Annotated in this window: 13 protein-coding genes; 9 read left to right on the top strand and 4 right to left on the bottom strand. The window is 57.8% G+C overall.

Annotated elements, in window-relative coordinates; translation table 11 throughout:
• Positions 1-371 precede the first annotated feature (371 nt).
• Complete coding sequence (bcp, locus tag G3M56_RS13895) at positions 372-854, bottom strand: thioredoxin-dependent thiol peroxidase (protein WP_164365311.1); 483 nt, start codon at positions 852-854, stop codon at positions 372-374.
• 375 nt (positions 855-1,229) lie between these two features.
• On the opposite strand from bcp, the gene G3M56_RS13890 reads away from it, so the two are divergent.
• Positions 1,230-2,153 carry a PfkB family carbohydrate kinase gene (locus G3M56_RS13890; RefSeq protein ID WP_164365312.1) on the top strand — a complete coding sequence of 308 codons (924 nt, stop codon included), beginning with the start codon at positions 1,230-1,232 and terminating at the stop codon, positions 2,151-2,153.
• Between the two features lie 185 nt (positions 2,154-2,338).
• On the opposite strand, the gene pgsA is transcribed toward G3M56_RS13890, so the two are convergent.
• On the bottom strand, positions 2,339-2,926 hold the full coding sequence (pgsA, locus tag G3M56_RS13885) for a CDP-diacylglycerol--glycerol-3-phosphate 3-phosphatidyltransferase (protein WP_164365313.1): 588 nt from the start codon (positions 2,924-2,926) through the stop codon (positions 2,339-2,341).
• Positions 2,927-3,070: 144 nt separating this feature from the next.
• Between pgsA and G3M56_RS13880 the strand changes: the two genes are divergently transcribed.
• The 7 genes from G3M56_RS13880 (at position 3,071) to G3M56_RS13850 (ending at position 11,567) form a co-directional block, all read left to right on the top strand.
• Positions 3,071-4,168, top strand: a complete 1,098-nt coding sequence (locus tag G3M56_RS13880; protein WP_164365314.1) for a substrate-binding domain-containing protein — start codon at positions 3,071-3,073, stop codon at positions 4,166-4,168.
• 155 nt (positions 4,169-4,323) lie between these two features.
• The gene (locus G3M56_RS13875; RefSeq protein ID WP_164365315.1) at positions 4,324-5,115 is read left to right on the top strand and encodes a PEP-CTERM sorting domain-containing protein; all 792 of its coding nucleotides are present in this window, start codon (positions 4,324-4,326) and stop codon (positions 5,113-5,115) included.
• Between the two features lie 446 nt (positions 5,116-5,561).
• Complete coding sequence (locus tag G3M56_RS13870; protein ID WP_164365316.1) at positions 5,562-6,356, top strand: PEP-CTERM sorting domain-containing protein; 795 nt, start codon at positions 5,562-5,564, stop codon at positions 6,354-6,356.
• Between the two features lie 201 nt (positions 6,357-6,557).
• On the top strand, positions 6,558-7,337 hold the full coding sequence (locus G3M56_RS13865) for a PEP-CTERM sorting domain-containing protein (RefSeq protein WP_164365317.1): 780 nt from the start codon (positions 6,558-6,560) through the stop codon (positions 7,335-7,337).
• Positions 7,338-7,649: 312 nt separating this feature from the next.
• Complete coding sequence (locus G3M56_RS13860) at positions 7,650-8,255, top strand: PEP-CTERM sorting domain-containing protein (protein ID WP_235203478.1); 606 nt, start codon at positions 7,650-7,652, stop codon at positions 8,253-8,255.
• Positions 8,256-8,685: 430 nt separating this feature from the next.
• Positions 8,686-9,297, top strand: a complete 612-nt coding sequence (locus G3M56_RS13855; RefSeq protein WP_164365318.1) for a PEP-CTERM sorting domain-containing protein — start codon at positions 8,686-8,688, stop codon at positions 9,295-9,297.
• Positions 9,298-10,472: 1,175 nt separating this feature from the next.
• On the top strand, positions 10,473-11,567 hold the full coding sequence (locus G3M56_RS13850) for a hypothetical protein (protein ID WP_235203477.1): 1,095 nt from the start codon (positions 10,473-10,475) through the stop codon (positions 11,565-11,567).
• Positions 11,568-12,052: 485 nt separating this feature from the next.
• Here the strand turns inward: G3M56_RS13850 and G3M56_RS13845 are convergent, their stop codons facing one another.
• Entirely contained in the window at positions 12,053-15,286 is a 3,234-nt protein-coding gene (locus G3M56_RS13845) for a sialate O-acetylesterase (protein ID WP_164365320.1), read from the bottom strand.
• A gap of 426 nt (positions 15,287-15,712) precedes the next feature.
• Positions 15,713-16,807 carry a substrate-binding domain-containing protein gene (locus tag G3M56_RS13840; protein WP_164365321.1) on the bottom strand — a complete coding sequence of 365 codons (1,095 nt, stop codon included), beginning with the start codon at positions 16,805-16,807 and terminating at the stop codon, positions 15,713-15,715.
• 625 nt (positions 16,808-17,432) lie between these two features.
• On the opposite strand from G3M56_RS13840, the gene gnd reads away from it, so the two are divergent.
• The gene (gene gnd, locus G3M56_RS13835; protein ID WP_164365322.1) at positions 17,433-18,854 is read left to right on the top strand and encodes a decarboxylating NADP(+)-dependent phosphogluconate dehydrogenase; all 1,422 of its coding nucleotides are present in this window, start codon (positions 17,433-17,435) and stop codon (positions 18,852-18,854) included.
• Positions 18,855-19,058 lie beyond the last annotated feature (204 nt).

The following is a 19,058-nucleotide window of genomic DNA, read 5'->3' as shown; positions in this document are numbered from 1 at the left end:
GTGGGTAGAGCCTCGCGTCGCGGGGTAAAGCCTCGCGACTGGGAAAGCTCTCCAGGCGGGGGGAGGTGCTGGCTTCGGGGAGAGGCTGACCTTCCTCCTCGCTCGGCGAGCGATCGGCTGTGGCCGTGTGGGACTCTTGAGTGATAGTGCGCGCTCCGGGAGGGCGGCGTCTGTAGCCGGTATCGTCTAATCACCAGGGGCGATATTCGGTGCATTTCGTCGCGGAGCGACGCGTTACCGGCTAGCCTGCGGTTTCAACCGCAGGTTCAACGAGTGACACATCAGTCGTCCCGAAGGGACGGTTTACCACCTAGGCGCGCGGTTGCCTTGGTAGGCCGGCAGCTCCAACGAACTGCCGGTCTACTAGCAGTTTAAGACTGCACCTCACGCAGGGCTTCGAGCACCTCTGCGTCGTGGGTTTTCACCTTCACCTTGTCCCAGCGGCGGGCGATTTTCCCATCGGGGGCGATGAGGAAGGAGACACGCTTGATGCCGAGGAACTCGCGGCCCATGAATTTCTTCGGGCCCCACACCCCGTAGCTTTCGGCGACCGAGTGGTCTTCGTCGGCGAGTAGTGGGAAGTTGAGCTCGTGTTTGTTAGCGAACTTGGCCTTGCCTTTGACGTCGCCGATGCTCATGCCGAGAACGACCGCGCCAAGGTCGGTGAGTTCGTCCTTGGCGTCGCGGAAGCTGCAGGCCTCCGTGGTGCAGCCTGGTGTGCTGTCTTTCGGGTAGAAAAAGAGCACAACCCACTTGCCGCGATAGTCGCTCAGCTTGTGTGGGGTGTCGGTCTGGTCCGGTAGATTAAAATCCGGGGCCGTATCGCCGACGGCTGGAGACGGTGTGTCGCTCATGGTTGCGGTGGTTTCGGGGTCTCGGATGGCGCGTCTTCGATTGCTTTTGGCGCGCTGTCATCGTTGTCGGATTTGTCGACCGAGGCGGGCTCGTCGATGGTGACCGGGGTTTTGGCAGGGGGGGGCTGCGAATCAGCTGGCTGCTCGACCGAGCAGGCTCCGCTCATTCATGTGGAGACTCCCATTTTGGGCAGAACCCATTTCATCAGAACCAAGTAGCCCCCAACAAAGAGGGCGAACATGAGGAATTGTTTCAGCATAACGTCGGTGGGATGTGTTTCGCTGCGAATGTATTCCCAATTGCTTGCATCGCCAATGATTCTGTCGCTTGTTCGGGCGCAGAACTCTCAGCCTAAGAACTTCACCAAGATCGCTATGTCCATTCTTGTCGCCGGAACCATCGCCATTGATAACATCAAAACCCCGAATGCCGAAGCTACCCAGTTGCTCGGTGGATCGGCTGCCTATGCGGCCCTCTCGGCGTCATATTTCACCGACGATGTGCGCTTGGTCGGGATCATCGGCAAGGACTATCCGCAGGCTCATTTGGACATGCTTGCCTCGCATCAGGTCAACCTCGACGGCGTGGAACGCTCGGAGGCGGACTCGTTCACCTGGACAGGTGAGTATTTCCAAAACATGAACGACCGCCAGACGCACAGCGTCGCGTTGAACGTGTTGGAGAACTGGGAACCGAAAGTGCCGGCGTCGATCTCAGGTGCCAAGGTCTGCGTGCTGGCGAATATGTCGCCGGACAACCAGTTGCAGACGCTCGACCAGTGTCAGGATGCCGACTTTGTGGTGGCCGACTCGATGGACTTGTGGATCGAGATCGCCCGCGATCGACTCAAAGACGTGCTGAAGCGCCTGGATTTGTTCGTGATCAACGACGGCGAAGCCCGCGAGCTCACCGGTGAGTCGAACCTGGTGGTTGCCGGTGAGGCGTTGTTGGCGATGGGACCGAAGGCGGTGGTGATCAAACTCGGTGAATATGGGGCGATGCTCTTTGGCCCTGGTGGCCGTTTCTTCCGCGTGGGTGCACACCCGCTGCGGGTGGTGACCGACCCAACCGGTGCCGGCGATACCTTCCTCGGAGGACTTGCGGGTGCCTTGGTGAAAGCTGGTGCGGTGAAGCCGGGCGGCGAGGTGGCGTTCGACGAGCTGAAGAAGGCGGTCGTCGCCGGAACGATCATGGCATCGTTCACCTGCGAAGAGTTCTCGACCCGCCGATTGCAGAACCTGAGCCAGGCCGATATCGACGAGCGGATGAACTTCTTCCGTCAGATCGGCGAGTATTAGGGAAGTAGCGGGTAGCTAGTAGGGAGTAGGAAGGGGGGCGCTGGCGCGTTTGCGGTGCTCCGCGCGAAATAGGTCCTATGAGTCCGATAGGGCCTATTTTGTGAACTTTGGCAGTTCAGGGCTCACTAGCCTCTTTCTTCTCCCCGTCTCGCAGCTGCGTTCCGAGCCTCCGGCGAGGAACGCGCCTACTTAAACTCAGCGGTCTTGAGGAAGCCTTTGAAGTATCCGGCGCCGGAGTAGACGGTGAGAGCCAGCACGACCCAGAACAATCCGTCGATGGCGTAGCCGAGGAATGGCTCGGCGATGCTCAGGTCGATGCCAAGATCGACGACTGTGGCGCGCTCTGCGAGGATCACGCAGATCAGCACGATCTGGAAGATGGTCTTGAGTTTCCCCCAGCCGTCGGCGGCGATCACGGTTTTGCTGGAGAGCGCCAGCATGCGCACGCCGGTGACGAGGAATTCGCGGAAGAGAATGACGATCACAAACCAAGCGGGCAGCAGCGGAGCTCCACTGGCGTCTTGATGTTGCACCATGAGAACCAGCGCGGCGGCGACGAGGATCTTGTCGGCCAGCGGATCCATTAGTTTGCCGAAGTCGGTGACCAGGTTCCACTTGCGAGCGAGGTGTCCGTCGAGGAAGTCGGTGATTGATGCGATGGCAAAGATGATCAGTGCCCACAGGTAGGCATTTGCCATGTCCACGGACAGGACGATCACGAAAATAACACTCAGGACGATGCGCAGCAGGGTGAGTTGGTTGGGAATGTTCATGGTGAGCCTGTGGCACCACGATCACGGTGCGATGCGCTATACGCAACGAAATTTCGTGTCGGATGTGGGGACTTGGGATCAGGAGTGGTTTCAACCATGAATTGAGCTTGGCTTGGGCTCTGGATCTGGTTGGATAGCCGCGACATGAGCGCCCTGCCGCCAAGAGAGAACCGAGTCCTGCAAGCTGCCGACGCCCTCAAAGGGTTGATTTTGTCGGGCAGCGTGGCTGGCGTGCTGCCTGGTGAGCGGGAGCTTTCGCGCCGACTTGGTGTCGGGCGTGTTACGGTGGGGAGTGCCCTTCAGATGTTGGAGCAGGAGGGGGTGATCGCCCCATCCGAACCCGGACGCAGGAGGCGGGTCTTGAAGGGGGGCGAGTTAGGGGGAGCCAAGGTCGAGCTGCCAGCCGGAACGAGGCGCAAGACGGTGGTGGTGCTTTGTTCGTTAGCTCTGAGCGAACTCTCAGCCTATGAGCGGCTGAACCATAATCGGTTAGGTTCTCTGTGTTCTGATGCGGGAATCAGACTGAGGCACCGGGCATTGGAGCTCGCTCATTACAAGCGCCCGCACCACCGGTTGCAGGAGTTTGTCCGGCAAAACCCGGCAGACCTTTATATCCTGCAGTTGACCACGAGCCAGCCCCAGTTGTGGTTTCAAGCGGAACGCATCCCCGCGATGGTAGCTGGTACCCCTCATCCCTCGGTTGACTTGCCCTTTGTGGATGTGGATCAACGGGCACTCGGTGTGCATGCGGCGTCTATGTTGGAACGGCTTGGGCACCGGCGAGTGGCATTGCTGTATCCGGAGGCCGAGCATCAGGGAATGCGCCGATTCCATGAGGGAATGACCCAGTCCCACACACGTATGGACGTGGTGCTCGGTCGGCAGAATGATTCGGCCGATTCGATTGTCAGAGTGTTGCCGGAGCTCTTTGAGGCGAAGGATCGGCCGAGTGCGCTGATTTTGCCGCGCATGCCCTATTTGCTGTCTGCGCTTACAGTGCTGCCTTCGCTCGGTTTGCGGGTTCCCCAGGACGTGTCGTTGTTGTGTTTGGTTCACGACCGGATGTTTGAGTACGCGCGTCCGACGATAGCCGGGTATCAAATTCCCGAGGGCTCGTTAGCCCGCGGACTTTTTCAGTTGGCGGTCCGCATGCTGACCCATCCGTCGACCGCGACGCACGGGAGGGCGTTGATCATGCCGGATTATGTGGCCGGGGGCAGCCTCGTGGCATGCTCCTGGTGATTTGACGTGGTGCGACTGGTTCTAAATAGAGCCGCTTCAAGGGCGTGGAAAGACCGAGTGCTGGTTGGGTAGGTTCATCGCTGCCGATTCGGTCCGGTTTGTAATGGATGAACCGCAACTGGGTTGGCGTGATTAACCAAAGAAACAAAATCAATATGAAACACATGCATACATTGGCAGTGCTCGCAGCTTCGACTCTCGGAGCTCATGCTGCGATTGTCGCCGAAGCCGACTCGTCGGGTTTCGATTATCTGTACGAAATGGACACGAATCCAGCGACCCTGGATTTGGACTCCAATTCTACCAACGACTGGTTTGGGGGCACCGTCAGTGGCGCCACGATTCCCCAGACCTATACCGGTGGGGTGGCGTACTCCAATGACTCCGCAGGCGAGAATCTGTTCCGCGTCGACTTCGGGGGGAGTATCCTGCGCAACAACTTCTCCGATGCCAATCCTATGACTATGGAGCTCAGTGTCTCCAAGCAAGGTGGCAGCCAGGGTACTCTGGGCTGGTTCGGGGCTGCGTTGCAGATGCCGGGAGCGAGTAACTCGATCGTGGTCGCGTTTGCAGACGACCACGTCAAGGTGCGTGAGACCGGCGGCGGTTATTCAGAGTACCTGAATGGTACGGACTTTACTTCAGGCTTCCACACGATGCGCGTGGCGAAGGAAGGCGGCGATAACTACTACATCTGGATCGACGATGTGCTGCTGAATGCGGATCTGAGCACGCCGATCGGTGGAGGTAACGGAAACTTCAACTCGGGTGGGTCGTGGTTCATTGGTGACTACAGCAGCGGAGGCTTCGGCAGCGCCGACTGGGGGGTGGACTACATTCGGATGGAAGCAGATGGCGCATTCGCTCCGGTGGCGGTTCCCGAGCCGTCATCCGCTGTGCTTCTCGGACTTGGTGGTGCTGCGCTGATCTTGCGCCGCCGTAAATAATGCCATTTGAAAGGTCAAATTGGCGGAATGGCGGAGAGCTTTTTCGAGTGAGGCAAGGCGCGAACCGCGATGCCAGCGGGCTACCTGAGCTGTGAGCAACACAGCATCACTCAAAAATATCCCGCCAAGATCACTGTCTTTATCTCTGATCCTAGTTACTCAACCCCATCGGTTACGACAAGGTGACCGTTTAAATGGTATAAGATTACTGCCGTTCATGAATTGCGTCTGAGCGAAGTAAGAAGTGGCACCCCGTTCTCCGATGTTGGAGGGCGGGGTGTTTGACTTTAAGAGCAAAGGTTTACTTCTGGATCCTTTGGGCGTGGGTTGTTCAGGATGCCGATTTAGGCCATATGCTAGTCGGTCACACACTCTTGCAGGGCTATGTTGCCTGGCGGGTGAGGGGCTCGGTACCCGAGGTGCCGGAACCACGACATGAACACGCTATGAAAACACTTCTTACAACGATGTCGGCGTTAGCATTAGGCGCTTTGACCGCCAATGCAGTAACGTTAGCTTCGTACGATTCCGGGGTGGCCGCCCAAGCCGGAGCTGCTGGAGCGGCAGATCCAACCTCCCAGGGGTGGTCCGCAGTGATTGGAACCAATACCTATCTTGTGGGGCAAGACACGGGAAATGGTGGATGGAACCTTTCGGATGGAACCAACTCTGGTGTGGTTTATTACGAACATAGCCTCGACGCCGCGGCGACTACCGAAATGGCCAACGGCTGGACGCTCGACTTTACCGTGGCATCCGATAATGACCTTTTTGACACCGGCGGAGGATCCCTCGATAACTGGGTGACCAGCAGCCGGCAGCAAGCGAATGTCTGGATCGAGAACTCTACCGCAGGTTACTTCTACTTGCTTACGATCACTCATGACCCCGCGGATGGATCCGTGTCCATTGGTGATGGCACCAATACATTCCTCGTTGGGACGGATCTGGTCAGCCAACAAGTGGGCGATGGGGCGCCTGCGATGAACTTCATCGATTTCACCTTAACCTATGATGCCGGTACCGGCACCGCCACGCTAACTGACAGCGAGGGAGGAAACAACGCGATCGCGTCCGCTGGCACGGGTTCTTCGGATCGCTTGATCTTTGGTACCACTTCCAGTGGAAGCCTTGGATCGACTACGTGGAACTCGGTAACCTTGGACTCGGTGCCCGAGCCGTCGTCCGCACTGCTCACCGGTCTTGGTGGTCTGGCGCTGATCTTGCGCCGCCGTAAGTAGCCGCATCGAGCGTTCTTTGATTTACGCCCTGCCTTCCTTCCGGGAGGTGGGGCGTTTTTTTGTGCCGATTTCTTGGTTTGTTTGCGGCGTCCGATCGGACTGGGGTTGCCGTAAATTCCTGCACGTGAGGACTTTCCGGCTGCTGCTGTTAGCGGTTGCGGAGATCTGTAACGACTCACCTGAACAAACAAAAGAAGTCATATGAAATGGAAATCCCTCGTCGTAGCCATGGTTGCGACCTCTGCTGGTGCCGATGCGGCGATCACTGCAATCGCTGATTCCTCGACCTTCGATTACAAGTATGAAATGGACGTCGATCCTACCACCCAAAACCTTGACGGACTGGGGGCTGAGGATTGGTTCAATGGAACTTCCGGAGGCTTTACCAGCCCTGCCGTGTCGGGTGGTTTTGCGTTCTCAAACCAAGCAACCAGCGCCACGCTCTTGAGAGGAGACTTTAATGCCGGTGGTGCGGGGAGCATGTGGCGTGAATTGGTATCGGGTGGGGCCGCGTCCACGTGGACGATGGAGGTGCGCTTTGCCAAGGTTTCCGGCACCCAGGGTTCGAATGGTTGGTTCGGGATCGCAACGGCCAACCTCAGTGAGAGCAATTCCAGCGCGGTGTATGTCCTCGATGACCGGATCCGCTTGAATGGCGGTGCCGATTATCTGGTGGGGACTGACTTCAGTACCGGGTTCCACACCGTGCGGGTCGCCCACGATGCGGTGGACAATGCCTACTACTACTGGGTGAACGACGTGCTGCTTAACACGGATCTTTCGACTCCCATCGCCGGAACCAATGGAGGAAGCTTCGATAACAACACGTTCATCGGTGACTTTTCCGGGTCGCTGAGCGGCGAATGGCAGATCGACTATGTACGGGTTGACACCGAGGCATTGGCCGCTGTTCCAGAGCCGTCGGCGGCGGTGCTTTTGGGTCTCGGGGGACTTGCCATGATCCTGCGCCGGCGTAGTTGATCCGGCGGTCTGGTTCACGATTCAAGTTTTGGGATAAGAGAAGGGAAAAATGGACACCCAGTTCTCCAGCAAGGAGGGCTGGGTGTTTTTGTGTCTGTTGGGGCGATTCGGTACTCGGTGACATCGAGGCGGGTGGAACGCATGTGGTCTGGTTGTGAGACCTTTTATGTATCGTTGTGATTTTTCCGAAGATCCCGCATAAAATGCCCGATTGATCGCAGTGCGCCTGCTATCGGACCGGCTGGTTCGTTAGTCAGCTGCCGCGTTCAATCGCTCAGACGCAATCCTTCAAACAAACAGATACATATTATTATGAAAACACTTCTTAAGACAGCCGCAGCCATCGCGCTGACGGCAGGCGCTGCAAATGCGGCGACGATTATCGACATCACTCCTGGAGATAACAGAGCCAATATGTCTCAAGACGCTGGTCAAACGTTCACCACAGGTGTTCTTGGCGCAGAGTCGTTCCTCTCGGAAATCGGGATCTTCGGTGATTCCAATGGTACAGCGAGCAGCTCCGTGGTTACTGCCCAGCTCTGGATCGATACCGACCAAGACTTCGGTACTTGGGATCCAGGTGCATTGGTTGCCACGTCGACCAATTCGCAGGCGATTGCGGCAGCAGACCAGTTGTTTACTTTCACCTTCAGTGGCGAGGCACTGTCCGATAACACGGTCTACGTGCTTAGTTTCACAGATGGAACCAACAATCACGTAGCATTCCGCTCCGACCTTACCAGTGGTGGCGGTTCGCTGGCTGACGGTGCGTTGTTCTCTTCGGGCGCGCAGCCTTTTGGCGGAGCTTATGATGCGTCGATTAAGGTAGTTACTACCACCCAAGCTGTTCCAGAACCATCTTCCGCTGCCCTTCTTGGTCTTGGTGGATTGGCACTCATCTTGCGTCGCCGCAAGTAATTGAAAACACCGCGTCTGAGGAGAAACCAAAAAACCGGTGGCCCGCATCCCGCATTGGGGTGCGGGTCATTTTTTTTGACATGGGAAAGCTGAAAGTAGAAATCTGAGATTGGAAATCGGTTGGTGGGCCGCATTCAAACAAGTGGGTGGTTGCGTAAGATGGGGCGGGGTAGCCCATCAACACGACCAGCACGACGAACATTCCGGAACCGTCATCGGGGCCTTGCTAGGATTGGCTGGAGCCGGGCTCTTGATTCACCGGCGCCGGCAGTGATTGTTTCTCGTGCTGCTTGTTGGTGTGGTTGTGATACCTTTAAGGGTGGGTTGTGTGGAGTGGTTTGATTTGGGTAACTTTCACATTAAATTGGTATCCATCCTACGCTGGAGGGCGTATTGCGTGGGTACCAATCTCCCAAACACGACAAAAACAATGAAAGCATTAATTAGTTCAGCCGCGGCCATTGGACTGACAGTGAGCGTTGCGAATGCAGCGATTATCCTGGATACATCTCCGGCCAATGACCGTGCCGATCTTTCTACACAGGCTGGTCAGACCTTTACCCTCACCACCGGTGACGGACTTGACCAAGCATTGAACTCGATTGTGGTCTTCGGGCCTTCAGATGCAGGCAACGCAGGACTTACCACGGTAGAATACACCCTCAAGGTCTGGACGGATCTCGACGGGAACTTCTCTACATGGGATCCAGGGCAGTTGGTAGCCGAGTCTACCAATACCAGCACCATTGCACAAAATGGAACCGGCACCTTTAACTTCTCTCAAGAGGTCCTTCAGCAAGGTGAGGTGTACGCATTCAGCTTTACGACTGGTTCGGGTGATCATCAGGCATTCCGACCGGGCCTGACGAATGTGGACGGCATTCGCTTGACTGACGGAGCTTTGTTCTCTGGAGGAACTCAACCCTTTGGGGGAGCTTACGACGCGTCGTTCCAGATCGATGCTACCAAGGTTCCCGAACCATCATCGGCTGCGCTTCTTGGCCTCGGTGGTTTGGCACTGATTTTGCGTCGTCGCAAGTAGGCTGCTTTCAGGGAAGGAATTCCTAGACTAATTTTCCAACCCGCATCCTGATTCAGGGTGCGGGTTGTTTTTTGGGGAGAAGCAAGAAGCTAGACGGTAGAGGCTAGACCTGCATGGAACTGTGAGGTTCTGGTGTTTCTTCTGACATGATGGACGGGATTTTTGAGTGGGAGGAGAACCACGAAGGGACGAAGAGCACGAAGTTGTAGTGGCGATCGGATCGGTGCTTCTTCTTTGGGGCTTAGGGTGCTTTGCGTGAGGCTTGTTGAGGGAAGAGTGGTCGCTGCGCTCCGTGGGGATTGGGGGCCGTACTGGAGAACGGCGGTCCGAGTGGGCGCTGCGTGATGCGGAGGGGCCATGGAGGTTCGACGTCCTCGTCGACAACTGGGATGGGCGTGGCAGGCATTGCGGTGGGTTAGGGTGGAGCGGAGCCGCTCGTTCAACCTCAGGAGTGAGGTTGGTCCATCGTCGCCCGTCGGACGGAGCGGTGCCGGTGCATTTTTGGACAGGATGGACATGATTTACGGGATTTGTGAATTGGAGGGGAACCTCGAAGGGACGAAGAGCACGAAGTTGTATTGGGGGGCGGATCGGTGCTTCTTCTTTGGGGCTTAGGGTGCTTTGCGTGAGGTCTGGTGAGGAAGAGTGGTCGCTGCGCTCCGTGGGGATTGATGGCCGTACTGGAGAACGGCGGTCCGAGGGGGCGCTGCGTGATGCGGAGGGTGTATGGAGGTTCGACGTCCTCGTCGACAAAGGGGATGTTCGGGGGTGGTTAGGGTGGAGCGGAGCCGCTCGTTCAACCTCAGGAGTGAGGTTGGTCCATCGTCGCCCGTCGGACGGAGCGGTGCCGGTGCATTTTTGGACACGATGGACATGATTCACGGGATTTATGAGTTGGGGGGAGGGCGGCGAAGGGCGCGAAGAGGTCGAAGTTCTTGTGGCAATTGGATCGCTACTTCTCCTTTGGGTCTTTGGGTGCTTTGCGTGAGGAAGGTTTTGGTAGAGTGGTAGGCGGATGGGGGCGTGCTGCTCTCTGCTGATTACGGGAGAGGATTTTTATTTTTTGATGGGTTCTAACGCTTAAATGTGTCTGGTTTTGGGTGAGGGTGGCGGCGATCGATTCGTACTTGAGTTTTGGCGCGGAATATCCTTTTTATCTGCTGGTCTGAATGGAGATGATGATGATGCGTAAGTGGTTGTTTTTGACGGTTTTTGGGTGTGCCGTGGTGTCGGCGGTGGGGAACTCGGTTTCCAGTTTGCCTGCGGAGGATCAGGCAAATCTTTTGGGCCCGATTGGGCAGACGTTTGCGCTCCCTGTGGGTGGCGGATTGAATGTGGATGCGGTGACGTTGGGGCGTGCGGCCCATTTCTATAAAGAGGACAAAGAGAATGGCTGGCTAGGGGCGGTTTCGGTGGAGTTGCGTGAGGATCTCGATGGCAACCCGGAAACTTGGGATCCTGGTGAAGTATTGGCGCGGTCTGAAGCCGTGGAGTTACTTGGTCAGGGGTCTGATGTCACCGCGAACTTGGCGCAGCCTGTGCGCCTTAGAGGGGGGCGGGTCTATGCGTTGGTAGTGCTGGATGGGCGAGGACGTGTGGCAACCCGGCGTGTAGGGCTCAGTCCAGCCGGGGCGCGTCCCGGCTGGTGTTTGTTTTCCGACAAAAAGCCTGCTTTCGAGGGGCGGTTCGACCTGGCGATGAGGCTTGAGGCCACTGCAGATGGAGATGTTTCGTCGTTGCCCGCGGTTGATAGTGCGAATTTCGAAGAGTCGTGTGGTCAGACCTTCACCATGGCGCAGAGCATGGAGGTGGATGCCATTGAGGTGGGGGGCGCTAAATTGATGGGACATCAGGATGATATTGATAACAAATCAGTGAAGCTGGTGCTGAGCGAGGATGCGGATGGTGATGCCTCGACCTGGGGGCTCGGAGCTGAGATTGCAGAGAGCACGGTGAAGGATTTGGCATTGGGTGACGGGGTGGTGACCCGTTTTGAGTTTCCGAGCGGTGTAAGGCTGCGGCAGGGACGTGTTTATGTGCTGAGTTTTGCCAATTCGGGCGGTGGTGATGTCGCTGTCCGGGTGGGTCTGGGCGAGGAGACTTCCCGTTTGAATGGCGTCTTGTTCGACAAGGGAGAGCCGATTTACGAGGATCGCTTTGATTTGGCGATGCGCCTTCGTGGTTCGTCGGGCGCGCGCGCCTCCATGGGAACCGGTTCTTCGACAGTCCGTTATCAGGGACTGAAGCTTCATTTGCGGCGCAAACGGTAGGACCGGAGGAGCCGGATGCGAGGGGCGGCGGTTTTGGAATCGTGTTTGGACAGGATTGACATGATTCACGGGATTTCGGAGAGAGAAGCGTGGTAGGGTATGCTGGAGTCGCTCGGTCAACCTCAAGAGTGAGGTTGCTCCATCGCCGTTCGTGTGGCGGTGCGAAGCGCTGGAGGGACGGCATTCCTGCCGTCGGGCGAAGGAGGGGGAGTAGTGGTCGCTGCGCTCCTTGAGGATTGGTGGCCGGATGGGAAACCGGCGGTCCGTGGGGCCTCTGTGTGATGCGGAGGATGCGTGGTGGTTCGACGTCCTCGTCGACAATGGGGATGGGGCTGTTCCACGGACGGTGGGGACACCGTGATTCCATGGGGGCTCGTCGATCTATGGGGTGAGTGTCGCGATTGAGGATGGGCACAAAAATGCCCGCTGAGCGGGGGGCTCAGCGGGCATATTGATCGTGCGTCCGGGCGATTTTTAACGAGGAACTATGGGTGGGAGACTTCGACCTTGTAGAAGGTGCGGTTGCCGGTCGGGGTGTCTTGGAAGACGAGGTTGCTGCCGTTGCCGGTGATGGGGCCTTGGCCCGGCACAGCGGCCCACGGATCCGCGATTCCAAGATCGACGCTCTTTTTGAGGGTATAGCGCCGGGCGGTGGACGATTTCGGGACGGTCAGGTTCCATGTGCCCTCGGCGGAGTTCACGGTCGATGTGACGGTTAGTGTCGAGTTGGAATCGGTTGGGTTGGTGTCGGCTGTGTACTCGTCGAGGTTGTTGCGGCCGTCGGCATCGTCGTCTGCGGTTGCGGATGCGCCGGTGAGGCTGCCGTAGTAGCGGTCTTCCCACAGGTCGGGCAGGCCGTCCTTGTCGGCGTCGGCGGTGAGGGGCAGGTATGAGTTACCTGAGTCGGTGCGGATGTAGTCGATGGTGACATCGAAGTTATTGCCGAACGGGCCGGTTGTGTAGTCACCGAGGATCATGCGCTGGGTGAGGACGTTTGCGTCTGGTGTCGCGCCCTGGGTATTGGTGAGGCGTTCGCCGTCGCGCCAGACGTGGTAGACTTCGCGTGCCGCGTCGTAGCCGATGCGGAAGGTGTGGAATTCTCCATCGACGTTGTTGTGGCTGATGGAGAAGCTGTTGGCTCCGAGGTCTTCCGTGCGGTCCGGAAAGAGCGCGACTTGGATTGCCTTGGCTCCGGTTTCGAGCCAGATGATGAACCCGTTGGCTACGTTGTCGCACTTGATCCGTGACTCCCATGTCCAGTAGCTGTCGTTTTTGGTTGCCCAATCGGTGTTCTCCCCTTCGAGCCATGCGGGCCCCGATCCAGGGTTAACGAGCTGAAGGTCTGTGGAGTTAACGATGGTTGCGGTGAGGGCATTTTGTGCATTCGTCCAACTGTTGATGAACGAAGTGCCATTGTGGATTTCGTTGCCCTCGTAGCCGCCGCGATACATCACGTAGTCTACGGTGACTGAGTAGCCGTCGCCGAAGGAACTGCCGGTGAAGTCACCGAGGATCATGCGTTCGTCATCGGTGGGGCCGTCGTATGGGGCACCTCCTGCAGGGGTGAGCTGTACGTCATCGCGCCAGACGTGGTAGCGGTTGGTATTCGGGTCGTGGGTGACTCTGAACGTGTGGAACTGGCCATCGGTGTTGTTGTGTGCAACGTTGAACGATTGCCCGCCGGTGTCCTGGGTGCGGTCGGCATAGAGCTCGATGAAAATTGCGTCCTCGCCCGTGCCGAGCCAGACGATGAAGCCATTCGGGAGTGCGTCGAACTTGAAGCGGGCTTCCCAGGTCCAGATGCCGTCGTTGATGTCGGACCATCCTGTGTTGGTGCCTTCGATCCAGTGGGCGATCGCATCACCGGGGTGGGTGATGCGGATGTCGTTGTCGTCGGCTGCCGTTGCGCCGGGATTGCCGTTGCTGATCCATCCGGTGGCAAAGCTGCCGGTGTTCCAGATGTCGGTTCCTTCAAATTTGGCTGAGCCGAGGTCGTTGCTGTCTTTTTCTTGCAATGGCAGGGCGGTGACGCCGCCAGGTACGGGCATTTCGATCAATGCGAGGCCGCCGGAGATGCGGTTGCCGACGTAGGCTTCGCCGTCAGCGTTCGGGTGCACTTGGTCGAAAGTCTGGGTGACTGGGTTAAAGCCGGTGTTGGTTTCGATCACCCAGATCGGCGAGGTGCTCGTGGTTTTGTCGGCAGCCAAGGAGGGAAGCAGCGCATTCAGTTCGTCGACTTTTGCGTTCAGAGCTGCGCCCTTGTTGATGTAGAGCACCTGGCTGAGGAAGATGCGGACATTGGCGTTGGCGGCCTGGAGTTGGTCGATCATAGTGCCGATGTCGTCGCGGATCTGAGTGACGGCGACCCCGTCGGCGATGTCGTTGATACCGATTTTGATCACTGCAGTGTCCGGGGTGTAGGTCGTGCCGGTATTGCCTGTGTCCGAAGCCGCTGGGTCGGGGTACGGGACCTTGTTGCCGATGGAGTCCAAGTCGTACTCTTGAGGGTTGGCCTGACCGGTCCAGTTGAGCAAGGTGCCTTCACCTCGGTTGCCACTGCGGCGCCCAGCGGGCAGGGCGACGCGTCCGACTTCCCAGGATACGCGCCAGCCGTAGTGGCCTTCGTGGACATTGCTAAAGCTTTGGCCGTTGACGTCCGGGGTGGTGACGTTGCCGCCACCGCTGGCGGTGGTGTGGGCTCCGGTGACGCTGCCGACGAACTGATAGCCGGTAGCTGCGTCGGCCGGGACGTTGGCGTTGGCCAGGTTCTTGAAGACCTGGTAGCGATAGCTCGGATGGTCTCCGTTACCGCCCTGGGTGATGGAGTCGCCAATGAACACGAGACGTCCGTAGTGGCGGGAGACGATGCCTGCGTCGAATGCGGCATTGGCAAAACGCTGGCCGATGGTCAGTTTTCCTTGCTTGTTAAAGTGGAGGCCGTCGGGTGAGTAGTTGGCGGTTTGGTCGACGTTATCGAAGTAGGAAATGTAGGATGTGCTGGCGGCGATGGCAGCGTGCTGGGCGCGAGTGGTGTCTTCCTCGCTGCCGGATTTCGCGATGCCGCCGATCAACCCGTGGAGTGACGCTGCGTTCGGGAGGTCCGAGCGCAGGTTGTCGACGAGTGTTTTGAATCGGCTGCCGGCGACGGAGGCTTCGGCAGCGGTGTTGCTTTCACCTTGGAAGTAGAGCAGGCCGACGATTTCGAAGGTATGGCCGTCTGCGGTGAGGTCGGCGGTGGCTTCGGTCACGGTATCGACGACGTCGGTGTACATGTGGCCGCCGGCGGATTTGTCCCAGAATGTGTTACCGCCGCCGCCACGGCTGGCTTTGATGATGCCGAAGTTACGGACGCCTGCTTTGAAGAGATTGCGGCCGAAGGAAATTTCCGGTCCCCAGTGCGTGGCGCTGCCTCCGTAGACACCGCCCTGCTGATCCTGAAGCGTGGTGAAGTCCGCGGTGGTGGTAGCTGGGTCCAAGGTTTGGCCGGAGTGGCCAATAGTGGTCGTGGCATTTTGGACATTGCGCCAGGCGAACTTGATGTGGCTGTCGGCGGGATCGCTGCCCGAGCTTGGATCGCTCTCACCTCCATTGGTAGTGCCGAGTGAGTTGGACTGTCCGGTGAGAACGAAGAGCTTATAGTGTTCCGCGTAGGCGGAGGTCAGAGGGGCTGCCAATGTGGTGCAGGCCGTGAGTGCAAGGATGCGGGAAATGCGGTTCATGTGCGTTAACTCGATGATATCCAGTCAGCCGTGGGCTGGGGGTGTGCCGCAGAATATCTCTGAGTGGACGACAGAACGCTATGGAATCTGCGATGGTTCACGTTGATACCATTACGGGTTTTTCAGACATAAAAAAAACCTCCCAAGGCGCGAACCTTGGGAGGAAAACCAAAACAAAACAATGAAAACACCGAAACAAGCGCCAGGCACATGAAGCGGATTTACAAACGTTACGTGTCCGCTCATGGGCACGGCGTTCAAAACAAATGTAAAAAAAAACCTCCCGGAGCGTGAACTCCGGGAGGAAAACAAAAAACAATGAAAACACATCAGGTCACACGACCATGACAACAGATGGTTTGTTTCTCTGCAGTGGCAGTGCGTTCAAAGAAAATGCACGGAGATCGCGTTTTTTTTGAGCAGTGGTTATCGCGAGCTGTTTCCCTTTTTGAATTCAGGGATGAGGTTGATTCGGGCTGATGAGGAAATGTGTGCGCTCATCAGGTCATTGAGCTGTGGGATGATCTCGGTGACGGCTCGCTCTTCGTTGATCGCATAATGCGAGAGGGATGGATAAACGTAGCGCATGAGTGGTTGGGACCGCAGCAGGATGATGCTGACTTGGTCGGGGATTTTGATGCGGTGGTGTTGGAGCCAAGTGGTGGCGTAGAGTGCGCTGTGGACGTGGGTACAGATCAACGCGGACGGTGGGCGTTGGTCGTTTTTGGTGAAAACGCGAACGAGTTCCCGCTCGATCTGTTCGGGTTCGTCACCGATGCGGATGGCCGTGTGGTGGATGTTGTCGGTTGCGAGTTGGAGGAAGCGTTCCTCCATGCGTTGGTCACCTACCAGTTTGTTATCGGGGCGCAGCAAGGCGATGTGGGTGTGTCCGCTGTGTTGGAGTTGGATAGTGGCGTGCTGCATGGCAGCGGCGGTGTCGAACTCGATGCTGGCGAGGTCGATGCCGTCTGCCGGTGTGCCGAAGATACAGGCGTCACGGCGGTGATGGTGGAACCAGCGTTGGACGGGCTCGGGCATCCAGTGGAGAATCCAGGCATCGGCTTCGATATCGCCCATCCACCTATCCATGTGGCGTTCCGGTTTTTCGCGGACGCGCTCCGGTAGTTGGATGATGGAGAGTGTGCAGTTGCGCTGGGCGAGGCGCGCCTGGAGGGACGCGATGAGGCGGATGTTGATGCTGGACATCTCGGCCAATGGGGTTTGGCTGAGCCAGACGATGCGGTGGGTGGTGTTGGTGTATTCCTCTGGCAGGCGGGCGCGTTCCGGATCGGGTTTTGCGAGGATGGTTCTGCGTTTGCCGGAGCCGCCGAGGTCGATGAGTCCTTCGGCCGCGACTTTTTCGAGAGCCCTGCGCAGAGTACTGCGGCTGATCTGGAGGCGCTCACAGAGGGTGCGCTCCGGCGGCAGGTATTGTCCCCACGATCCATCGTAGATTTGATTGCGGATGCTGTTGACCGTTTGCGCGAGGAGAGAGATGCGCTTTGGAACTGGTGCGGACATAATTTGTATGACGGGTTTGTCAAAGGTGCCAATAAAGGACTTTTGAGAGCAAGTCGAATCCGTGCTGATGGTTTTATGAGCAGACCATTGGTGGGCTTGCGGTTGATGTCGAGGGAGTTTCCGAGATTGGCGGTGGGGGCGTTGTGTGGTGGAGGGTCAGTATTTCTGCCGTCGCTGCCTCAGGGAAGTTTTTGGACAGGATTGACATGATTCATGGGATTTTTGAATTGGGGGGGGAACCTCGAAGGGCTGGAAGGACACGAAGCTTTTGTGGCGATCGGATCGGTAGCTCTTCTTTGGGATCTTCGGGGCTTTGCGTGAGGTGAGTTTTGGGAGAGTGGTCGCTGCGCTCCGATGGCTACGCTTCTAGCGTAGTCCCGCGACTGCGGGATGGCCGGATGGGAAACCGGCGGTCCGTGGGGCGCTGCGTGATGCGGAGTCGCGCGTTCAACCTCAAGAGTGAGGTTGCTCCATCGACGCTCGTGAGACGGTGCGAAGCGCTGGTGGGACGGCCTTCCGGTTGTTGGTGTGACGTCGGGCGGGCCTTTTGGGGGGATCGGGGGAAAGCGCGGATTGAAAGCAAACTCCAACTTGTTTCGTGCGGATTTCTCGCGAAGTTGTGCCCATGGAAAACAAAAGCGACTTCGGCCTGATCGGGCTTGCTGTGATGGGACAGAACTTGGTGCTCAATGTGGAGAGCCGCGGGTTCCAGGTTTCTGTATATAACCGAACCGGTTCGGTGACCGATGAATTTGTGTCGGCGCATCCGGACAAGAAGTTGGTGGGCACCCAGAGCTTGGAGGAGTTTGTCCAGAGTCTTGCACGCCCACGCAAGGTGATGATCATGGTCAAGGCTGGTGGTCCTGTTGACGCGGTGATCGAGTCATTGATTCCTCTGCTCGAAGAAGGGGACATCATCATTGACGGTGGTAACTCACTTTACACCGACACCGAGCGCCGTGACGCCTGGCTTGAGAAGGAAGGTCTGCGTTTCATTGGTGCCGGCGTTTCCGGTGGTGAGGAAGGTGCCCGCAAAGGGCCATCGATCATGCCTGGTGGACCTGAGTCGACCTGGGATGTGATGAAGCCAATTTTCGAGAGCATCTCCGCCAAGGTGGACGGCGAGGCATGCGTGACCCACATCGGTCCTGGTGGTGCCGGTCACTACGTGAAGATGATCCACAACGGCATCGAGTACGGCGACATGCAGCTGATCTGCGAAGCGTACAGCATTTTCAAGGCAGCTGGTTTCACCGCAGAGGAGCTTGCCGCTGTGTTCACCGAGTGGAACAACGGCGACCTTGAGAGCTACCTGATTCAGATTACCGCTGAGATCTTCAAGCAGAATGATCCGGAGACCGGCGCGCCTATCGTCGATGTGATCCTCGATACAGCCGGCCAGAAAGGCACCGGTCGCTGGACCATCATGAACGCGGTGGAAAACGCCGTGGTGATTTCCACCATCAACGCAGCAGTGGAAGCCCGCATCCTTTCGTCGATGAAAGAGAAGCGTGTCGACGCCAGCACTCAGTTGGAAGGGCCAAAAGTCGAGCTTTCCGTGGAGAAGGCTGCGTTGGTCGACAAAGTCCGCGACGCTCTCTACGCGTCGAAGATCATTTCCTACGCACAGGGGCTGGACCTCATCGCCACCACCGGCGAGCAGAAGGGCTGGAACCTGGACCTCGCGGCAATCGCAGCCATCTGGCGCGGCGGCTGCATCATCCGTGCTCGTTTCCTCAACCGCATCACCGACGCGTACCGCAACAACGCAGAGCTCAGCAACCTGATGCTCGATCCGTTCTTCAAGGACGTGTTGAACAAGAACCAGCAGAACTGGCGCGAAGTGGTTGCTTTGGCGGTTTCCAATGGAATCCCTGTGCCGGCCTTCAGCGCGAGCCTCGGTTACTACGACAGCTACCGCAACGAGCGTCTGTCGGCCAACCTGCTCCAGGCGCAGCGTGACTTCTTTGGCGCGCACACCTACGAGCGCACCGACAAGCCACGTGGTGAGTTCTTCCACACCGACTGGCCTGAGGTGATTGATTAATGCTAGCGAATGCGCCACCCCGCTAGTGGGAGTGGTTCGTTTTCGGTCGGGGCTTCGGAGAAATCCGGAGCCCCGATTTTGTTTTCCTGAGGTGTCGCTCCGAGGGGGCGTGGATGGAAGGTGTGGATAACAGACGTGGGGGGCGGAGTCCGGCCGGAGGGGGAGGGGGATTCGTTGGTCTGCGATTCTTCCTTTAGTCCGAAT

The sequence above is a fragment of the Sulfuriroseicoccus oceanibius genome (genome assembly GCF_010681825.2).
In the GTDB taxonomy this organism is placed as follows: Bacteria; Verrucomicrobiota; Verrucomicrobiia; order Verrucomicrobiales; family SLCJ01; genus Sulfuriroseicoccus; species Sulfuriroseicoccus oceanibius.
The sequence above is the reverse complement of the archived record's forward strand: the minus strand, read 5'-3'. Positions and strand labels throughout refer to the sequence as shown.